16 protein-coding genes are annotated in these 16,482 nt (G+C 69.6%); 5 read left to right on the plus strand and 11 right to left on the minus strand.

All coding sequences use genetic code 11. The annotated features are described in order from the left end of the window. Positions 1-1,427: 1,427 nt before the first annotated feature. From ABD235_RS21100 to ABD235_RS21120, 5 genes are all read right to left on the minus strand, one after another. A complete protein-coding gene (locus ABD235_RS21100) occupies positions 1,428-1,844 on the minus strand; it encodes an NYN domain-containing protein (RefSeq protein ID WP_344176566.1) in 417 nt (138 codons plus the stop codon). Between the two features lie 4 nt (positions 1,845-1,848). Then, positions 1,849-2,223 carry an Rv3654c family TadE-like protein gene (locus ABD235_RS21105; RefSeq protein WP_344176569.1) on the minus strand — a complete coding sequence of 125 codons (375 nt, stop codon included), beginning with the start codon at positions 2,221-2,223 and terminating at the stop codon, positions 1,849-1,851. Continuing rightward, the gene (locus tag ABD235_RS21110) at positions 2,220-2,603 is read right to left on the minus strand and encodes a TadE family type IV pilus minor pilin (protein WP_344176571.1); all 384 of its coding nucleotides are present in this window, start codon (positions 2,601-2,603) and stop codon (positions 2,220-2,222) included. The genes ABD235_RS21105 and ABD235_RS21110 overlap by 4 nt, the downstream gene beginning before the upstream one ends. A gap of 65 nt (positions 2,604-2,668) precedes the next feature. Further along, positions 2,669-2,908 carry a DUF4244 domain-containing protein gene (locus ABD235_RS21115; RefSeq protein WP_344176574.1) on the minus strand — a complete coding sequence of 80 codons (240 nt, stop codon included), beginning with the start codon at positions 2,906-2,908 and terminating at the stop codon, positions 2,669-2,671. Between the two features lie 101 nt (positions 2,909-3,009). Beyond that, positions 3,010-3,837, minus strand: coding sequence for an aldo/keto reductase (locus ABD235_RS21120; RefSeq protein WP_344176576.1), 828 nt, complete (start codon positions 3,835-3,837; stop codon positions 3,010-3,012). 96 nt (positions 3,838-3,933) lie between these two features. Here ABD235_RS21120 and ABD235_RS21125 point away from each other — a divergent pair, with 96 nt between their 5' ends. Next, positions 3,934-4,989, plus strand: coding sequence for an ArsR/SmtB family transcription factor (locus tag ABD235_RS21125; protein ID WP_344176578.1), 1,056 nt, complete (start codon positions 3,934-3,936; stop codon positions 4,987-4,989). On the opposite strand, the gene ABD235_RS21130 is transcribed toward ABD235_RS21125, so the two are convergent. The 4 genes from ABD235_RS21130 to ssd all read right to left on the minus strand — a co-directional run bounded on the left by ABD235_RS21130 (position 4,986) and on the right by ssd (position 9,126). Next, complete coding sequence (locus ABD235_RS21130) at positions 4,986-5,771, minus strand: type II secretion system F family protein (protein WP_344176579.1); 786 nt, start codon at positions 5,769-5,771, stop codon at positions 4,986-4,988. The two genes, ABD235_RS21125 and ABD235_RS21130, sit on opposite strands and share 4 nt — an antisense overlap. Before the next feature lie 228 nt (positions 5,772-5,999). Then, positions 6,000-6,812: a type II secretion system F family protein gene (locus ABD235_RS21135; protein WP_344176581.1), complete on the minus strand. Its 813-nt coding sequence runs from the start codon at positions 6,810-6,812 to the stop codon at positions 6,000-6,002. Then, on the minus strand, positions 6,809-7,969 hold the full coding sequence (locus ABD235_RS21140; protein ID WP_344176584.1) for a TadA family conjugal transfer-associated ATPase: 1,161 nt from the start codon (positions 7,967-7,969) through the stop codon (positions 6,809-6,811). Before ABD235_RS21140 ends, ABD235_RS21135 begins: the two co-directional genes overlap by 4 nt. Continuing rightward, positions 7,966-9,126 carry a septum site-determining protein Ssd gene (ssd, locus tag ABD235_RS21145; RefSeq protein WP_344176586.1) on the minus strand — a complete coding sequence of 387 codons (1,161 nt, stop codon included), beginning with the start codon at positions 9,124-9,126 and terminating at the stop codon, positions 7,966-7,968. The genes ABD235_RS21140 and ssd overlap by 4 nt, the downstream gene beginning before the upstream one ends. 226 nt (positions 9,127-9,352) lie before the next feature. On the opposite strand from ssd, the gene ABD235_RS21150 reads away from it, so the two are divergent. After that, positions 9,353-11,092, plus strand: coding sequence for a glycosyl hydrolase family 18 protein (locus ABD235_RS21150; protein ID WP_344176588.1), 1,740 nt, complete (start codon positions 9,353-9,355; stop codon positions 11,090-11,092). Positions 11,093-11,100: 8 nt separating this feature from the next. Next, entirely contained in the window at positions 11,101-12,651 is a 1,551-nt protein-coding gene (locus ABD235_RS21155; protein ID WP_344176590.1) for a glycoside hydrolase family 18 protein, read from the plus strand. A gap of 101 nt (positions 12,652-12,752) precedes the next feature. Here ABD235_RS21155 and ABD235_RS21160 read toward each other — a convergent pair whose 3' ends face one another. After that, positions 12,753-13,466 carry an SGNH/GDSL hydrolase family protein gene (locus tag ABD235_RS21160; RefSeq protein WP_344176592.1) on the minus strand — a complete coding sequence of 238 codons (714 nt, stop codon included), beginning with the start codon at positions 13,464-13,466 and terminating at the stop codon, positions 12,753-12,755. An 86-nt stretch (positions 13,467-13,552) separates the two neighbouring features. Between ABD235_RS21160 and ABD235_RS21165 the strand changes: the two genes are divergently transcribed. After that, on the plus strand, positions 13,553-14,332 hold the full coding sequence (locus ABD235_RS21165; protein WP_344176594.1) for an alpha/beta fold hydrolase: 780 nt from the start codon (positions 13,553-13,555) through the stop codon (positions 14,330-14,332). Here the strand turns inward: ABD235_RS21165 and ABD235_RS21170 are convergent. Beyond that, on the minus strand, positions 14,296-15,198 hold the full coding sequence (locus tag ABD235_RS21170; protein WP_344176597.1) for a LysR family transcriptional regulator: 903 nt from the start codon (positions 15,196-15,198) through the stop codon (positions 14,296-14,298). The genes ABD235_RS21165 and ABD235_RS21170 overlap by 37 nt on opposite strands. A gap of 71 nt (positions 15,199-15,269) precedes the next feature. Here ABD235_RS21170 and ABD235_RS21175 point away from each other — a divergent pair, with 71 nt between their 5' ends. Beyond that, complete coding sequence (locus tag ABD235_RS21175; protein WP_344176599.1) at positions 15,270-16,481, plus strand: MFS transporter; 1,212 nt, start codon at positions 15,270-15,272, stop codon at positions 16,479-16,481. Position 16,482 lies beyond the last annotated feature (1 nt).

The following is a 16,482-nucleotide window of genomic DNA, read 5'->3' on the forward strand; positions in this document are numbered from 1 at the left end:
ACGGCCGTTCGACGCGAAAGTGGCGGACAGGCGGTTCGGCCAGCAGGCGGGTAGATGCGGGCTGCCGGGCTGACAGTGGGTTGAGCGGCATTGGGCTGGGGTGGGTGGTGATGCGGCCGGACTCGGTTGGTTGGGGTGAGGTTGGGGCGGCCGGGAAGAAGGACGGGAGTAGGCCCGGGGATGGGTGGCCGGGCCGGGTTGACCTGGCGGGCCGCGCTGCCGGCGGCCGACCGGGCGCGTGTCCGCGGGCTGGCGGGCTGGCGGGCTGGCGTCCCGCCGGCTGGCCGACGGCTGATGGGCTGACAACCAAGTGGGTAGCGGATGCCGACGGCAGGCCTGAGCCGGCGTCGCCCGCTGGAGGCGGCTCCTGCGTTGAAGGCGCACGGTGCTTGGGCCCTGGTCAGCGAGGGCGGGCCTGTGGGCAGGGGGCCGGTGGACTGGTGAGCTGGGGCGGCTCAGCGGACCGGTCGGCTGGTGGGCTGGCGGCCCGGCGGACTGGTCGGCTGCTCGGCTGGTGGGCTGGCGGCCTGGTGGGCTGCTCGGCTGGTGGGCTGGTTGTCGACGTCTACGAGGTGCGCGAGGTGCTGGGGACGCGCCGGGGTGACTCTGTTCGACAACTCGACAACTCGGCAACTCGGCAACTCGGCAACTCGGCGGAGCGGTGGCGGGCTGGTTGGCGACGCTGGTGTTCGTGCTGCGCGGCGGGGGCGTGCAGCTTGTGCAGCGCGTTGGGGTTCGGCTGGTTGCGCTCGCTGCCGGGGAGGGTTGGGGGCTGCTGCTGATCACGTGGTGGGGTGCGCTAGTGATGTTGGTGGGTTGTGCTGGGGTTGTTGGGGGCCATTGGTTCGGAGGGTTTGTTGGTGGGATGAAAGGGTGGCAGGTGGGGTGGTTGTGGGTGACCATGTGCCATGGAGAGCGTGTGGTTGACCATGTCTCGGCGGTGGTTGGGGCCGGGGGTTGGGGTGTTGGTCGGGCTGGTGGTTGGGGTGGGGATGGTTGGGGTTGGGCCCTGGGTGCTGGCTTTGAGTTGTGGGGTGTTGGTGGGGGCGCTTGCTGGTGGGTTGGCGGATCATCACGCTCGGACGCAGCGGGAGCAGGTGCGGGCGGCGGTGGGTGAGCTGCCGGTGGGTGTGCGGGTGGCTGCTTATCGGGCTACTCGGCGGGGGCCGGTGCCGAGTGGGGCTGGGGTTGTTGCGGCGGCGGTGAGGATTGCGGAGTACCAGTTGAGCTTGGTGCCTCGGCGGAACTCGATTTATCCGTTGGTTCCGCTTTGGGTGGTGGTCGTGCCAGGGGTGCTTGCTGGTGTGGCGATGGTGCCTGAGTTCTCGGATGTGTTTGTGGTGCTCGGTGTGATGATCGTGCTCTGTGGGGTGGCTGTGGTGGCTCAGGTTGTCTGGGCGCCCCGGCGGCTTCGGGAGCGGCTGCGGTTACTGGGGGTCGAGGAGGGCGTAGAGCGTGCTGGGGCCGGTGGTCTGGGCTCCTAGGGGTTCTACTCGGGCTCTCAGGCCTCGGTCCGCGGTTACTACGGTGATTTCGCGGGCTGGGCTTTCCGTGGCGGCGTTGGCTACTACGTCGACGATGGTGTCGTCGCCTGAGTGAGGGGCCAGGACTACCTGCAGGGGTTGGTCGGGGGTGATGGCGTCTGCGGCGGGGCGGGCTGCTCCTTCCAGGATGACGGTGATGTCGATGTCGGCGCCTGGGCCTTCCTGGTAGGTGGCGAGGTTGGTGAGGAGGCGGCGGGCTGCGCCGGCTCGGTCCTTCCACCAGCCGTCGGGGCGGGAACCGATGACGTTGGCCGCGTCGACGACCAGCAGAGGACGAGGGGTGTTGGGATCGCGGGTCACGTGGTCAGTTTGCCTCCGGGGCGGGGTTGTCGGTGGGACCTGCTCGGGACGTGCTGGTGAGCGTGGGGGCACCAAGGACGCCTAGGTCCAAGGCAATGGCGACCTTGATGGTGGCCGTGTCGGAGGTAAGGGTGCAGGTGGTCAGGGTTGCGCGGTTGGTGGTGGCGATGTCGCGGGCTACGGCGCAGGGGTCGGGTGATCCCGCCTGGATGGCTTGGGCGGTGCTGAGGGCAGTGAGGTCCGCGGCGGATGTGGCTCGGTGGGTGGCGAGGGAGATCGCCGACCAGAGGGTGGCGATGGTTCCTGCGGCGAACAGGAGCATGGCGGTCCAGAGAACGAGGAGGGTGGCGCCGCCTTCTTCCGCACGGGTTCTGGTCATTGTTCTCCTGGTTCGGACTGGAGGGTGGCTTGGGCCTTCAGGGGGACGGCGGGCAGGGCGGCGAACAGGGGCCAGTCGAGGCTTCGGGTGGCTTCGACGGTGACCCGGACCTCGCCGTCGGTGGTGAGGATGTCGATGGAGGCGTCCTTGGGGGCGGCTCTTCGGCCGATGGTTTGCGCGGTCTCTTCGGTTTCTCCTCGGGCTACGGCCCGGGCCACGTCGCGGGCGGCGTCGATGCAGCGGATGTTGGTGATCACCAGTCCGACCGCCCAGACGCCGGCGACGATCGTGGCCATCAGGACCGGGAAGAGCATGGCCAGTTCGGCAGTGACGGTGCCGCGTTCGGTACGGCGTACAGCAACGCGGTGAGGGCGGCTCACAAGGGATGACTCCATGGGACCGGGCGAGCCGGCCCGGACCTCGTGGTCCGGGCCGGTGAGCGCCCTCAGACCTGGACGCCTTCGATGCCCGCCGACTGCAGGGCCCAGTTGATGATTGCCTTGAGCACCGACATCATCGCGTCGGACTTCAGCAGGGCGATCAGGATGCCGCCGAAGCTGCAGGCGGCGACCGTGGCGACGGCGTACTCGGCGGTTGCGGCGCCGCGTTCGGTACGACGGCGGATGCGGAGGAACGCGGATCGTGCGGCCGAGGGGCGGCGGATGGCGACGAGCTGGTGGGACATGGGGATCTCCTGATCTGCGGCCGGGCTGTCCGGACGGCTTACTGACAAGATGCCGTGACGGGAGCCCTTGTACAGAAGGAGATTTCAGGCTGGGGACAACGTCAGCGAACCGCGTCGAGACGGTTCAGCTGCGCGGTGGTCAGCCGCAGATCGGCCGCCTGGACGTTCTCGATCAGGTGGGCCTCGGAGCTGGTGCCGGGGATCGGGACCATGACCGGTGAGCGATGAAGGAGCCAGGCCAGTGCGAGCTGCGACTGGGTGGCGCCGGTTTCGGTGGCGAGCTCGGCGAGAAGCTGTGAGGTTGCGTGATTTCCGCCGGCGATGGGAAGCCAAGGAATGAAGGCGATTCCTTCGGCTTCGCAGTACTTGAGGACGTCGTCGTGAGCCCGGTCGGTCAAGTTGTAGCGATTTTGGACGCTGACGATGTCGACCTGGCGGCGTGCGGTCTCCAACTGGTCGACGGTGACTTCGGACAGGCCGACGTGGCGGACCTTGCCTTCGGATTGCAGCTGGGCAAGAGCGCCCAGTTGATCCTCGAGCGGCACGGCCGGATCGATGCGGTGCAGTTGCAGGAGATCGAGGCGTTCGACGCGGAGTCGTCGGAGCGACAGCTCGGCTGCCTGGCGGAGGTATTCGGGCCTACCGACGGGCTTCCACTCCCCTGGTGACGGGCGGGTGTGGCCGATCTTCGTCGCGATCACCACGCCTCCGGCGTACGGGTGCAGCGCTTCGGCGAGGAGTTCCTCGTTGGCGCCGATGCCGTACGCGTCGGCGGTGTCGATGAAGTCGATGCCGAGCTCGACGGCTCGGCGGGCGACGCGGATCGCCGCGGTGCGGTCGGCGGCCGGGCGATACCCGGTGAGTCGCATGGCGCCGAAGCCGAGTCGGTGGATCGTGAGGTCGCCGATGCGGGTGGTCGGTGTGGTCATCTGGATGCGGTCCTCCCAAGCTGTGGTCGCCTCAGCCTGGACGGACGTGATGATGGTTCTGAAATGATTTAGCTCAGGCTGAATCGAGGAGCGGGCATGCTGACGATCACGTTCACGGTCGAGGACCTGGCACGGACGCGGCTGGCTGTGTCGCCGTTGTGGGAGATCGTCGCGAGTGTCCGGTTGCTGAAGAACCCGCGCGCGCAGCACTTTCATCGCCGCTGGGCGGACGAGACCGGGCAGCGGATCGCTCGGGAGAAGCTGGAACTGGGGTTGCTCTTCGACCTGGTCGATTCGGGGACTTGGTACACGCCGGACTTCCTCACGGCGTCACCGGCGGGTCCGGTACCGGATCTGGCGGCTGAGCTCGGGGCGTTGTCGCGGGTGCCGGCCGAGCAGATCCGGGCGGATCTCGACGTGCTCGCGTACGCGCGGACGCATCCGGTGGGGTCGTTGGCCGAGGCCGGGCTGCCGCGAAGGTTACGGAAGGCTCGGGCGGAGGAGCTGCCGTCGGCGGATGTCGTGGCGTTGTACGACGATCCAGATGCTGGGGTTGCGGTGCTGGTCGAGCAGTTGCAGGCGTACTGGGAGGTGGCGCTTGCGCCGTACTGGGGGCGGATTCGGGCTTTGCTGGAAGGGGATCTGCTGTACCGGGCGCGGCGGTTGGGGCAGGGCGGGCCGGCTGGACTGTTCGAGGATCTCGATGACTCGGTGCGGTGGAGGCAGGGCGCGCTGCGGATCAGGCATCGGCGGTTTCACGGCGTACGGGAGTTGGCTGGGGAGGGGCTGTTGCTCATGCCGTCGGCGTTCGTGTGGCCGACGGTGTACTCGAGCACGATTCCGCCCTGGCAGCCATCGGTGACATATCCGGCGCGAGGGGTGGCGGGGATTTGGGATACGTCGGTACGGCGGGCGCCGGCTGGGGTGGTGGGAGTGCTCGGGCGGTCTCGGGCTGAGGTGCTGGTGCAGTTGGACGTGCCTCGGTCGACGACGGAGTTGGCGGATCGGATCGGGTTGACGGCCGGTGGGGTTTCGCAGCATCTCGGGGCATTGCGGGCTGCGGGGTTGGTGACGGGACATCGGGTGGGGCGGGTGGTGCTGTACGCGCGGACGAGTGTGGCGGAGGGGTTGCTGGGGGCTGGTTCGGGTTAGGGGGCGAGGTCGGAGAAGACGTTGCTGAAGGTGGTGGCGATGGTGGGGACGATGCCGAGGAGGACGAAGGCGGGGAGGAAGCAGAGGCCCAGCGGGAGGACGGATCGGGTTTCTACGGCGCGGGCTTGTTCTTCTGCTGTCCAGCGCTGGGATTGGCGGAGGTCGGCGGACTGGGATTCGAGGGTTGTGGCGAGTGGGGCGCCCGAGCGGAGGGCTCGTTGGACTGCTCGGGCGAAGGGTGCGCAGGTTGGCTCTTGGCGGAGGGTGTCCCAGGCGTCGATGGGGTCGGCGCCTAGGTCGAGGCGGTGTTCCAGTTCGGCGAGGAGAGTGGCGAGGGGGCCGTCGATGGCTTGGCTGACGGTGGCGATGGCTGCTTGGGGTGGGCGGCCGGCTCTTAGGCAGGCTGCTAGCAGGTCGACTGCCAGGGGGAGGTCGGCGGACAGGCGGGCGTTGCGTTTGCGGTTGGCGGCTGGTTCGAGGCGGCTGAGGATTGTTGGGGTGGCTAGGTAGATGGCGGCGGCTGGGAGGAGGCTCCACGGGATGGGGGCGAGGAGGAGTGTGGCGGCTGCGAGGAGGGTTGCCGTTAGGCGGTGGAGGCGGCGGGCTCGGGGCGGTAGTGGGGCTGGTTTGAGGCGGTCTATTAGGCGGCGGTAGGCCGAGTTGGTGGTTGGCGTGGGGCGGCGGAGGCGGCGGGGGCCGGGGCGGCCTCGGGTGAGGAGGGCTACCGCGATGGCGGCGCAGACGGCGGCTGCGGCGGGGTGTGGGGTGAGGGCGGTGGGCATGGGGCTCCGGGGGTTGAGGTTCGTGGCGATGCGGCCGGACTCGGTGGGCGGTGGTTGAGGTTGCGGCGGCCGGAAGTACGTAAGAGGGGATGAGGCCAGGGATGGGGTGTGTGGCGCGGCCGGTGTTCGGGGGTGTGGCGGTGAGCCGGGGTGCTGGGTGGCCGGGGTGCTCGGTGGGCCGGGGTGGGGGTCGTCGCGACCGTCAGGGGGTGGGGGTCGTCGCGACCGTCAGGGGTTGGTGGCTAGGCGGTTGGTCCAGTGGAGGCCTGTTAGGGAGAGTGCGGTGCCTGCGGTTAGGCAGGCGGCGCCGGGGAGGGTGGTGGTCAGGAAGGCGAGAGGGTTGGCGCCTAGGGCGTAGCCGAGGAGGGTGGCGAAGAGGGGGAGGACGGCTAGGAGGCGGGCTGTGGATTTGGCGGCGGCCAGGTTGGTGGTTCGTTGGCGGGTTAGGGAGTCGTCGGCTCTCAGGGAGGTGGCCAGGCGGGTGACGATGGTGGCTAAGGCGGCTCCTGAGTGGTCGGAGACTCGCCAGGCGGCGGCTAGGGGTTTCAGGGCTTCTGCGCCTGGGGTTTCGGCGGCTAGGTGGAGTACGGCGGGGACGTCGCCGCCTAGGCGGGCGGCGGCTGCGGCGGGGCGGAGGTCGGGGCAGGCTTCGGCTGCGCCTTCCAGGGCTTCTCGGGGTGGGCGGCCGGCGGTGAGGTCAGCGGCCAGGAGGTCGCAGGCTTCGATGATCTGGGTGCGTTTGTGAGTGGCTTGGGTGCGGTGGCGGGACTTTGTGCGGTGGGTGACGGCTGCGGCCAGGGCTGTGATGACCACCAAGGTTGTGACCAGGGTTGAAGGGCCGAGCGACAGGCCGATGCTTAGGGCAACTACTGCTGCGGCCGCGAGCGGGATCAATCTTCTGCGGGCTGAGCGGGCCAGGTGGGTTGCGCTGGTGGTGGCTCGGGGTGGGGTCGCCAGGCGGTGAAGGGCTCTGCCTCGGCGAGGGATGAGGGTGAGGACGGCCAGGAGGGTGAGGGCGGCTGACGCGACGGCGGGGGTCATGCTGCGGCTCCGGAGAGGAGGTGGGTGAGCTGGTTGGCGGCGGTGCCCAGCTCGAGGGTTCCTTTGGGGGTGAAGTGGACGGCGGGGGCTGTGGTGAGAGTGCCGGACGGAGTCCGGTTGATGACTCGGATCTCGGTGATGCGGCGTTGGCCGGAGGGCTCTCGGGTCAGGTGGATGACGGCGTGGAGGGCCGAGGAGACCTGGCTTTGGACGGCTTGAGGGCTCAGACCGGCCAGACCGCCCAGCGCCTCTAGCCGTGCCGGTACGTCGGATGCCGAGTTGGCATGGACCGTGCCGCAGCCGCCTTCGTGGCCGGTGTTCAGGGCGTTGAGGAGGTCCACCACTTCGGCACCGCGGACTTCGCCGACGACCAGGCGATCGGGGCGCATGCGGAGGGCCTGGCGGACCAGGTCTCGCAGGGTGATCTCGCCGGTGCCTTCTCCGTTGGGCGGGCGGGACTCGAGGCGGACGACGTGCGGGTGGTCGGGGCGGAGCTCGCTGGCGTCCTCGACGATGACCAATCGTTCGGTGGTGGGGACCGCTGAGAGCAGGGAGTTGAGCAGGGTGGTCTTGCCGGTACCCGTACCGCCGCTGATGAGGAAGGCGAGTCGGGCGTCGAGGAGGTCGCGGAGGACGGCGATGCCTGTTGGAGGTAGGGATCCCGCAGCGACCAGGTCTTCGAGGGCCAGGACTTTGCGGGACGGGACTCGGAGGGACAAGCAGGTGCCGGGGGAAGCGATCGGCGCCAGGACGGCGTGGAAGCGGGTGCCGTCGGGCAGGCGGACGTCGACGTACGGGCTGGAGTCGTCGAGGCGGCGGCCGGCTGCGGCGGCGAGGCGGGTGGCGAGGCGGCGGACGGAGGGCTCGTCGCCGGTGCGGAGAGGGATGCGTTCGAGACCCGAGCCGCGGTCGACGTAGACCTCGTTGGGGCCGTTGACCAAGACGTCAGTGATGCCGGGTTCGGTGAGGAGTCGGTCGAGTGGGCCGGCGCCGATCGCCTCGCGGCGGAGGGCTTCGACGACCTCCAGGACGGTGGAGTCGCCGAAGACCGTGCCGTCGGCGCGGAGGGCCGCTGCGACGCGGGCTGGGGTCGGGTCGGCGCCTTGCGAGGCGAGCGTGCCTCGGACGCGGTCGAGGAGTTCGATGGAGACGGTCATGCGGCCAGTACTCCGGTGAGGCCGAAGAGGTCCAGGAGTTCGCCGGCGGTGCGGCCGAGGGCGCCGCGAGGGCGTGGATCGAAGCGGCCTTTGTCCATCAGGGCGGGGAGGTCGCGGTCGAAGCGGAGTTTGGCTGCCAAGGGCAACGACAGGTGCTTGGCCACGTCGACGGCCGAGAGGCCGCCGAGGCCTGGTTCGCGAGCGACGACTCGGAGGTCGGTGGCGACTTCGCGGAGAGGGCTGACCAGGCGTGCGGCTGCCGCGCAGGAGCGGACGTCCCGGGGGACGACGACGAACGTTGCTGTCGAACGGACGAAGGCTTCTTCGGCGGCCGGGTCGGTACGGCGTGGGAGGTCGACGACGACCAGGTCGCTGCTGCGTTGGGCTGCGCCGAGGACCGAGCGCATTGCCTCGGGCGGGAGGGCGGTGACGTCGGACCGGTCCCACGAGAGGACGGCCAGGTCGTCGACGGTGGGCAGGGCTGCTCGCAGGGCGGCGGCGCTCACGCGGCCAGAGGCGTTGAGGAGGTCAGGCCAGCGGGCGCCGGTGCCTGTTTCGCTGCCGAGGGCAAGGTCTATGCCACCGCCCAGGGGGTCGCCGTCGATAAGCATGGTGCGTACGCCGCGGCGGCTGGCGGTGACCGCGACGGCAGCGGCCAGGGTGGTTGCGCCGGCGCCGCCGCAGCCGCCGACGAACGCGAAGGTGGTGGCGGTACGCACTCCCCCGTCGAGGGTGTCGGCCAGACGGTCGCCAAGGGCGGACTCGTCGCCCGGCAGGTGGTAGACGCCTTCGGCGCCGATCGCCAGGGCGCGGCGAAAGATCGAGGCGTCGTCGGGCATGGCGAGGGGCGGGTGGGACGAGGCGCGGGATGACGGGAAGCCAGGCCCGGCACCGGTGGGGACCCGAAGGGACGGGCTAGCCGTGGCCGCCACCAGCACGCCGGGGCGGCGGGGTGGTTGGGTGCGGGCGAAGGGGTCGACGAGGTCGTGGCCGACGACCACCAGGGCGGCGGACTGCCAGTGGCGGCGTAGGCCCAAGAGGTCCTTCTCGACGTGCGGGGTCACTTCCGCGGCGGCGGACAGGCGGAGCAGGTCGTCCAGCAGCAGCTCGTCGGCAGTGGCCAGCAGGACTGGTTGGGGCAGCGGTGAGGTCTCCATGCCTACAAGGTGCCGTGAAAGCGCATCCCCTCCGGACAGTGACGGATTCCCTGTGGACAAAGGCGGTTTGGCGGGTTTCCGTCAGCAGCGGCAACCCGCCAGCACGAGCCGGAGACCGGCAGGCCACCAGGAGTTACCGTTCCTTTCGAAGCGTCTTTAACTAAGTTTCACCCGCGACGCTTCGCGCTGGACACCGTGCACTGCATCAGCTCCGGAGGACCCGCCCATGCCTCGACTGCCTCTGCTCGCCGCCACGGCGACGGTCGCCGCCACCGCCCTGATCGCCGCCGCGGGGATCTCGGTGGCGACCGCCGGCCCACCCGCCGACTCGTCCGCTCCACCAGCCGCACCGCAGGCCACCTCGGGTGGCGTGAAGACGGCGTACTTCGCCCAGTGGGGCATCTACGCCAACGCCTTCTACCCCAAGACCCTGTCCACCACCGGCGCCGCCGCGAAGCTGGACTTCGTCAACTACGCGTTCGCCAACATCCACCCGACCAGTCATACCTGCTTCATGGCGAACAAGGCCGCCTCGCAGGACGAGAACAACCCGAACGCCGGCGACGGCGCGGGCGACGCGTTCGCCGACTACGGCAAGTCCTACGGCGCCGACATCAGCGTCGACGGGGTCGGCGACGTCTGGAACCAGCCGATCCAGGGCAACTTCAACCAGTTGAAGAAGCTGAAGGCCAAGCACCCGAACCTGAAGATCCTGATCTCGATCGGCGGCTGGACCTACTCCAAGTACTTCTCCGACGCGGCCTCCACCGACGCCAAGCGCAAGGCCTTCGTCAGCTCCTGCGTGGACATGTTCCTGAAGGGCAACCTGCCGGTGGTCGACGGCTTCGGCGGCCCGGGCAGCGCGGCCGGGATCTTCGACGGGATCGACATCGACTGGGAGTACCCGGGCTCGCCGAACGGCCACGTCGGCAACCACTACAGCGCGGCGGACAAGCAGAACTTCACCCTGCTGCTGGCCGAGCTGCGCAACCAGATCGATGCCTACGGCAACAGTGTCGGGCGGAAGATGTGGCTGACCGCGGCCACCCCGGCGGGCCAGGACAAGATCGCCACCATCGAGACGAACAAGATCGGCCAGTACCTCGACTACAACAACGTGATGACGTACGACATGCACGGCGGCTGGGACGCCACCGGGCCGACGAACTTCCAGGACCCGCTCTACCAGGCACCGAACGACCCCAGTACGCCGATCCCGCCCGGTACGGCGAAGTACTCGATCGACGGCGCGGTCAAGGCGTGGACCACCGGCGACCCGGCGTACGGCATCCCGGGCGGCTTCCCGGCGAACAAACTGACGATCGGATATCCCTTCTACTACAGGGGATGGAAGGGCGTGCCGGCCACCGCGAACGGCAAGTACCAGACCGCGACCGGCCCGGCCGACGGCGGTGCCGCGAGCGGCAACGTCCCGGGCGTGTCCTTCTACAAGGAGCTCACCGGCTTCGTCGACAACCCGGCGTACAGCTTCTTCGACGACACCACGAAGGCGTCCTGGTTCTACCGCAACGGCACCTTCTGGACCGGTGACAACGCCCAGTCGATCAAGGCGAAGGCCGACTACCAGCACTGCAACGGACTGGCCGGCGCGATGATGTACTCGATGGAGGCGCTCGACCCGCAGGTCACGCTCTTCAACGCCGTCGTCGACGCGGTCAACGCGTCCACCCCCGGTTGCAGCGGCCCGACCCCGACGCCCACGCCGACCCCGACGCCGACTCCCACCCCGACGCCCACTCCTACCCCCACCCCGACGCCGACACCGACTCCCACGCCGACCCCGACCCCGACGCCTCCGACGGCGACCCCGTGGGCTCCCGGTACGGCGTACGCGACCGGCTCGCTGGTCTCGTACAACGGCGTCACCTACCGCTGCATCCAGGGCCACACCGCGCTGGCCGGCTGGGAACCCCCGAACGTCCCCGCGCTGTGGGGACAGGTCTGAGGAGCATCATGAAACCCAAACGTCTTTCGGTGGCACTGGCCGCCGCGGCAGCACTCGTCGTCTCCTTCCTGGTCGCTCCGGCGGCCCAGGCCGCACCGGTCACCGCCGCCTTCACCAAGGTGTCCGACTGGGGCAGCGGCTTCGAGGGCAAGGTGACGGTCACCAACGGCACCAGCAGCCCGCTCAGCACCTGGTCGATCGCCCTGGACTTCCCGTCCGGCTACACGGTCAGCAGCTCCTGGGACGCCACGCGGTCCAGCAGCGGCCAGACCCACACGTTCACCCCGCCCAGCTGGGCCGGGCCACTGGCTCCGGGAGCCAGCATCACCTTCGGCTTCAACGGCAACCCGGGCAACTTCCCGGGCCTGGCAGCCTGCCGACTCAACGGCGGCTCGTGCAGCGGCGGTGGCGGCGGCACTGTGCCCGGCGCGCCGTCAGGACTGACCGGTACGCCGGCCGCAACCTCGGTCAGCCTCTCCTGGTCCGCAGCCGCCAACGCCACGAGCTACAACGTCTACCGCAACGGCACCAAGGTCGGCAGCCCGTCCGGTACGTCGTACACGGACTCCGGTCTGACGGCGAACACGACGTACAGCTACCAGGTCAGTGCGTCCAACAGCGTCGGTGAGGGCGCCAAGAGCGGCACGATCTCCGTCAAGACCACCACCGGTGGCGGCAACGAGAACCCGGCCCGCCGAGCGGCGCCGTACCTCTACATGGGCTGGGGCAACCCGCCGAGCCCGGCCACGGTCATGAACGCCACCGGCATCAAGTGGTTCACGATGGCCTTCATCCTGTCGTCGGGCGGCTGCACCCCGGCCTGGGACGGCGCCCGCCCGCTGCAGGGCAGTGCCGATGCCACGGCGATCGCCCAGATCCGCGCGGCCGGCGGCGACATCGTCCCGTCGATCGGTGGCTGGAGCGGTAACAAGCTCGGCCCGAACTGCAGTACGCCGGAAGCGCTGGCCGGCGCCTACCAGCAGGTGATCAACGCCTACAACCTGAAGGCGATCGACGTCGACATCGAGAACAGCGACGAGTTCGAGAACGAGGTCGTCCAGGACCGGATCCTGAACGCGCTGAAGATCGTCAAGCAGAACAACCCCGGGATCCAGACGATCCTCACCTTCGGCACCTCGACCACCGGCCCGAACTACTACGGCAACCGGCTGATCGAGCGGTCGCAGGCGCTCGGCGCGAACATCGACATCTTCACGCTGATGCCCTTCGACTTCGGCAGCTCGAACATCTACAACGACACGGTCGGGGCGTCGCAGGGCCTGAACAACAAGCTGAAGGCCGTCTTCGGCTGGACCACCGCGCAGGCCTACGCCCACCAGGGCATCTCCGGCATGAACGGTCTGTCCGACCAGCAGGAGATGACCACCACGCAGACCTGGCAGAACATCACCAACTGGGCCAAGAGCAACGGCCTCGGCCGGCTCGCGTTCTGGTCGGTGAACCGGGACCGCGGTTGTGCCGGTGGCGGCGTGGTCTCGAACTGCAGCGGCATCGCGCAGCCGGACTGGGAGTTCACCCGGATCACCGCCGGGTTCTGACCGGTACGCACCGGGGCAGGAGAGAGGCACTCTTCTGCCCCGGTGCGGCGGTCACGACCGGGCTCCAATCTGGGGAGACCGTGTACCCGGCCGGGTCTGGGTCAGCCCGCTTCGATCCCCTGCACGATCAGCTCGTTGCGGGCGTCCTGGCCGAGCGGGACGGTGGTGTGCACGCCGTCTTCCAGGTACGCCGTGAGGCGCGAGATCTTGCCGGCCAGGAACTCCGCCCAGTGCACGATCCGCAGGTTCGGGTGCCGGCGCTGGGCCTCGGACAGCTGCAGGTTGATCCAGCCGCTGTTGCGCTGGTCCGCGAGCCGCACGTCGGCCGCGACCGAGGTCCGGGCCGCCTGCACGTTCACCCAGAACACCTTCCGGGTCGGTCCCGCCAGGGCCATCGTCCGATCCACCTGGGCGGCGAAGACAGGTGGCGTAAAGATGTCATTCGTACCTGTTGCCATCAGGATCCGCGACGGCAACCCGTACGTCGTCTTCCACGACTCCAGGGCGTCGACGGCGGGGGTCGTCGGCCGTCCCGACCAGTTGTGCACGGCCAGCGGTACGCCGAGCCGGCTCGCGATCAGGGTGGCCAGCGACTTGCCGTCCTGCACCGAGATGCTGTCGCCGAACATGAACAGCCCGTTGCGCTGAAGCGTTGTATTGATGAGTTCCGGCGTCGCGATGGCCTTGTTCAGGCCCTGCCAGTCACCGAGGTCGCCCGACCCGTACCCGCCGGCGAAAGCAGTCTCCGCGGACACGACGGTCGAGCCCGCCACCACGGCACCCGCCAGGAACAGCTGTCGTCGACTCGGTCTCATGCGGGCAGCCTGGCAACCCGCAGCCGCTCCCGGCAATGGTTCTGCACGTAGCTGCAGCTCTGGGGTGCGTGGCTACGCTGATTGACATGCAAACGATCCACCTGCGGTACTACGGCGACCTGGCCGCCGACAGCGCTGGTACGACGGACGAACGGCCGCCACTGGTACTGCTGCACGGGCTCGGTTTCGACCGCCACCAGTGGGCTCCGATGCTCCAGGAGCTCGCCGTGCTCGACCCGGACCGGCGGACGGTCGCCTTCGACCTGCCCGGACATCTGGACTCCCCCGCACAGCCGTCGTACGACCTCGGTGACGTGGCCGACGTCCTGCACGGAGCGGTGGTCGAGGCCGGGCTGCACAAGCCGGTCCTGGTGGGCCACTCGATCGGTGGAGCGCTGGCGACGATCTACGCCGGCAAGTACCCGACGGGCGGCGTGGTCAACGTGGACCAGCCGCTGCTGGTCGGCCCGTTCAAGGACGTGCTCGCGCAGCTGGAGCCGACGCTGCGCAGTCCGGCGTACGGCGAGGTCTGGGACCGGATGCTCGCCGGGATGGGCATCGAGCAGTTGCCGCAGGCGGCGCAGGAGCTGATCCACGCGTCGACCCCGCCGACCCAGGAGCTGCTGCTCGGGTACTGGCGTGAGGTGCTGGAGTCACCGGCCGAGGTACTCAAGGCCAAGCGGGAAGCGGATCTGCACGCGATCGACGCGCCGTACGAGTACGTGACCGCCAACGAGCCGCCCGCGCCGTACCGGCAGTGGCTGGAGGCCAACAAGCCGGGCGTGCGGATCACAGTGCTCCCCGGCAGCGGCCACTTCCCGCACCTGGCTCACGCGGGCGAGCTGGCGAAGTTGCTGGCCGGCTGAGCCTCGACGAACGCCCGGAACCGCTCAGCAGCTGGTGACAGCGTCCCGCGCAGTCGCCAGCTGAGTCCGATGTCCCGACGAGCCCGTACGCCGGCCAGCGGCACCGGCGTCGCTCCGCTGTCCGTTCCACGGACCGCCCCACCAGGCAGTACGGCGACGCCCAGTCCCGCACCCACCAGCCGGTCGATGGTCGTCAGGTCGGTCGACTCGAACGCCACCGACGGCGTGAACCCGGCAGCCTGGCACAGCTCGTCGGTCAGCCGCCGGAACCCGAAGTCCGGACGCAGCCCGATGAACGGCTCGGTCGCCGCCTCGGCCAGATCGACCCGCTGCCGCCCGGCCAGCGCGTGCCCCGGCGGCACGTAGAGACACAGCCGCTGGCGCTGCAGCAGATGCCAGCCGAACACAGCGGGATCCGGCCGAGGGCCGGTGATCGCCAGCTCGGACTCCCCCGCGGACAGGTCCTGCACGATGTCGTGCGACGCCTGCTCGCGCAGCGCGAAGCGGATCGTCGGAGCGACCGCCCGGAACGCCTTCAGCAGATCCGGTACGACGCCCGTCGCGACCGAGTGCAGGAACGCGAGCCGAACGGTGCCCGAGTCGGGATCGACCAGCGTGTCGATCCGCTGCCGCGCCGCGTCGACCGCCGCCGTACCGGCGCGGGCCGCCTCCAGCACGATCCGCCCGTACGGGTTGAGCCGCAGGCCGCGGTGCTCGCGCCCGAACAAGGGCACGCCGAAGGCCGTCTCGACGCGGCGCAGCGAGCGCGACAGGTTCGGCTGACTCGTGCCCAGAGCAGCGGCCGCAGCGGTGAGGTGCTCGGCCTCGGCCAGCACCACGAACCAGCGCAGATCGTCCACATGCATGCAGAAAGCGTATCGATTGCCGTCGACCAAGACATTTTACGTATGCACCTGGATCTGGCACCGTCGAAAGCATGGAGGAGACCTCGACCAAGGTGATGGGCCATCGCCCAGGCACCCCGGGGTACCGCAGGCTCTCCACAGCCCTGTTCGCCGCAGGCCTGGCCACCTTCGCCATGCTCTACAGCACCCAAGCGCTGCTCCCCGAGCTGGCCACGGCCTTCGACGTCTCCCCCAGCCAGAGCGCGATCAGCGTGTCCTTGGCCACACTCGGCCTGGGAGTCGCCCTCCTGATCGCCGGCCCGGCTTCGGAGGTGCTCGGCCGGACGAAGCTGATGCGCTGGTCGGTCATCGCCGCCGCGGCGATCGCCGTCCTGTGCGCACTCGCACCCAACTGGCAGACGCTGCTCGCACTCAGAGGCATCCAGGGGGTCGCTCTCGCAGGACTGCCCGCTGTGGCAATGGCCTACCTCCGAGAGGAGGTCCACGAGGACAGCCACGCCAGAGCCAGCGGCCTGTACGTCGCCGGTACGGCGGTCGGCGGCATGACCGGTCGCCTGGTCGCCGGCGGCCTCGCCGACCTCGGCGGATGGCGGACGGCGCTGGGCGGCATCGCCGTACTCGGAGTCGCCTGCGCAGTCCTCCTGATCCTGCTGCTGCCCGAGTCCCGCAACTTCACAGCCACTCGACCGAGCCTGCGACAGACCGGCAAGGTGCTGAAGGACCCGGCCTTGCTGGCGCTCTACGCGATCGCGGCGACAGCCATGGGCGCGTTCGTCGCGGTCTACAACGCGACCGGCTTCCGGCTGGCGGCAGCGCCGTACGAGCTCGGGCCGGGGCTGGCCAGTCTGGTGTTCGTGGTCTACCTGGTCGGCTCGGCGTCGTCGGCGACGGCGGGACGGTTGGCCGACAGCTACGGCCGGCGCGCGGTCGTGCCGGTCGGGTGTCTGGTCACGCTGGCCGGCGTGGCGATCACGCTGACACACCAGCTCGCACTGGTCGTACTCGGTCTGGCCGTGATGACCGCCGGGTTCTTCGCGGTGCACGGTGTGGCCAGCGGCTGGGTGGCCGCGCGGGCGCACGCGGCCGGAGGTGGGACCGGGCAGGCAGCGAGCCTCTACCTGTTCGCCTACTACCTGGGCTCGTCCGTCTTCGGCGGGATCGCCGGAGCCGCCTGGACCCACGCGGCCTGGCCGGGCGTGGCGGCGGAAGCCACGGCGCTGTTCGTCGTCACCCTGCTGCTGGCGCTGGCGCTCCGGCGGGTGCCGAGCCGGGTGAGAAGCTAGA

Source organism: Kribbella lupini (genome assembly GCF_039529595.1).
Taxonomy (GTDB): domain Bacteria; phylum Actinomycetota; class Actinomycetes; order Propionibacteriales; family Kribbellaceae; genus Kribbella; species Kribbella lupini.

What these genes read in the sequence shown, in the direction of transcription:
- ABD235_RS21175 (WP_344176599.1), top strand. Translation starts at nt 15,270, where the DNA reads ATGGAGGAGACCTCGACCAAGGTGATGGGCCATCGCCCAGGCACCCCG.
- ssd (WP_344176586.1), bottom strand. Translation starts at nt 9,126, where the DNA reads ATGGAGACCTCACCGCTGCCCCAACCAGTCCTGCTGGCCACTGCCGAC.
- ABD235_RS21125 (WP_344176578.1), top strand. Translation starts at nt 3,934, where the DNA reads ATGCTGACGATCACGTTCACGGTCGAGGACCTGGCACGGACGCGGCTG.
- ABD235_RS21120 (WP_344176576.1), bottom strand. Translation starts at nt 3,837, where the DNA reads ATGACCACACCGACCACCCGCATCGGCGACCTCACGATCCACCGACTC.
- ABD235_RS21140 (WP_344176584.1), bottom strand. Translation starts at nt 7,969, where the DNA reads ATGACCGTCTCCATCGAACTCCTCGACCGCGTCCGAGGCACGCTCGCC.
- ABD235_RS21135 (WP_344176581.1), bottom strand. Translation starts at nt 6,812, where the DNA reads ATGACCCCCGCCGTCGCGTCAGCCGCCCTCACCCTCCTGGCCGTCCTC.
- ABD235_RS21160 (WP_344176592.1), bottom strand. Translation starts at nt 13,466, where the DNA reads ATGAGACCGAGTCGACGACAGCTGTTCCTGGCGGGTGCCGTGGTGGCG.
- ABD235_RS21150 (WP_344176588.1), top strand. Translation starts at nt 9,353, where the DNA reads ATGCCTCGACTGCCTCTGCTCGCCGCCACGGCGACGGTCGCCGCCACC.
- ABD235_RS21130 (WP_344176579.1), bottom strand. Translation starts at nt 5,771, where the DNA reads ATGCCCACCGCCCTCACCCCACACCCCGCCGCAGCCGCCGTCTGCGCC.
- ABD235_RS21165 (WP_344176594.1), top strand. Translation starts at nt 13,553, where the DNA reads ATGCAAACGATCCACCTGCGGTACTACGGCGACCTGGCCGCCGACAGC.
- ABD235_RS21155 (WP_344176590.1), top strand. Translation starts at nt 11,101, where the DNA reads ATGAAACCCAAACGTCTTTCGGTGGCACTGGCCGCCGCGGCAGCACTC.
- ABD235_RS21105 (WP_344176569.1), bottom strand. Translation starts at nt 2,223, where the DNA reads ATGACCAGAACCCGTGCGGAAGAAGGCGGCGCCACCCTCCTCGTTCTC.
- ABD235_RS21170 (WP_344176597.1), bottom strand. Translation starts at nt 15,198, where the DNA reads ATGCATGTGGACGATCTGCGCTGGTTCGTGGTGCTGGCCGAGGCCGAG.
- ABD235_RS21115 (WP_344176574.1), bottom strand. Translation starts at nt 2,908, where the DNA reads ATGTCCCACCAGCTCGTCGCCATCCGCCGCCCCTCGGCCGCACGATCC.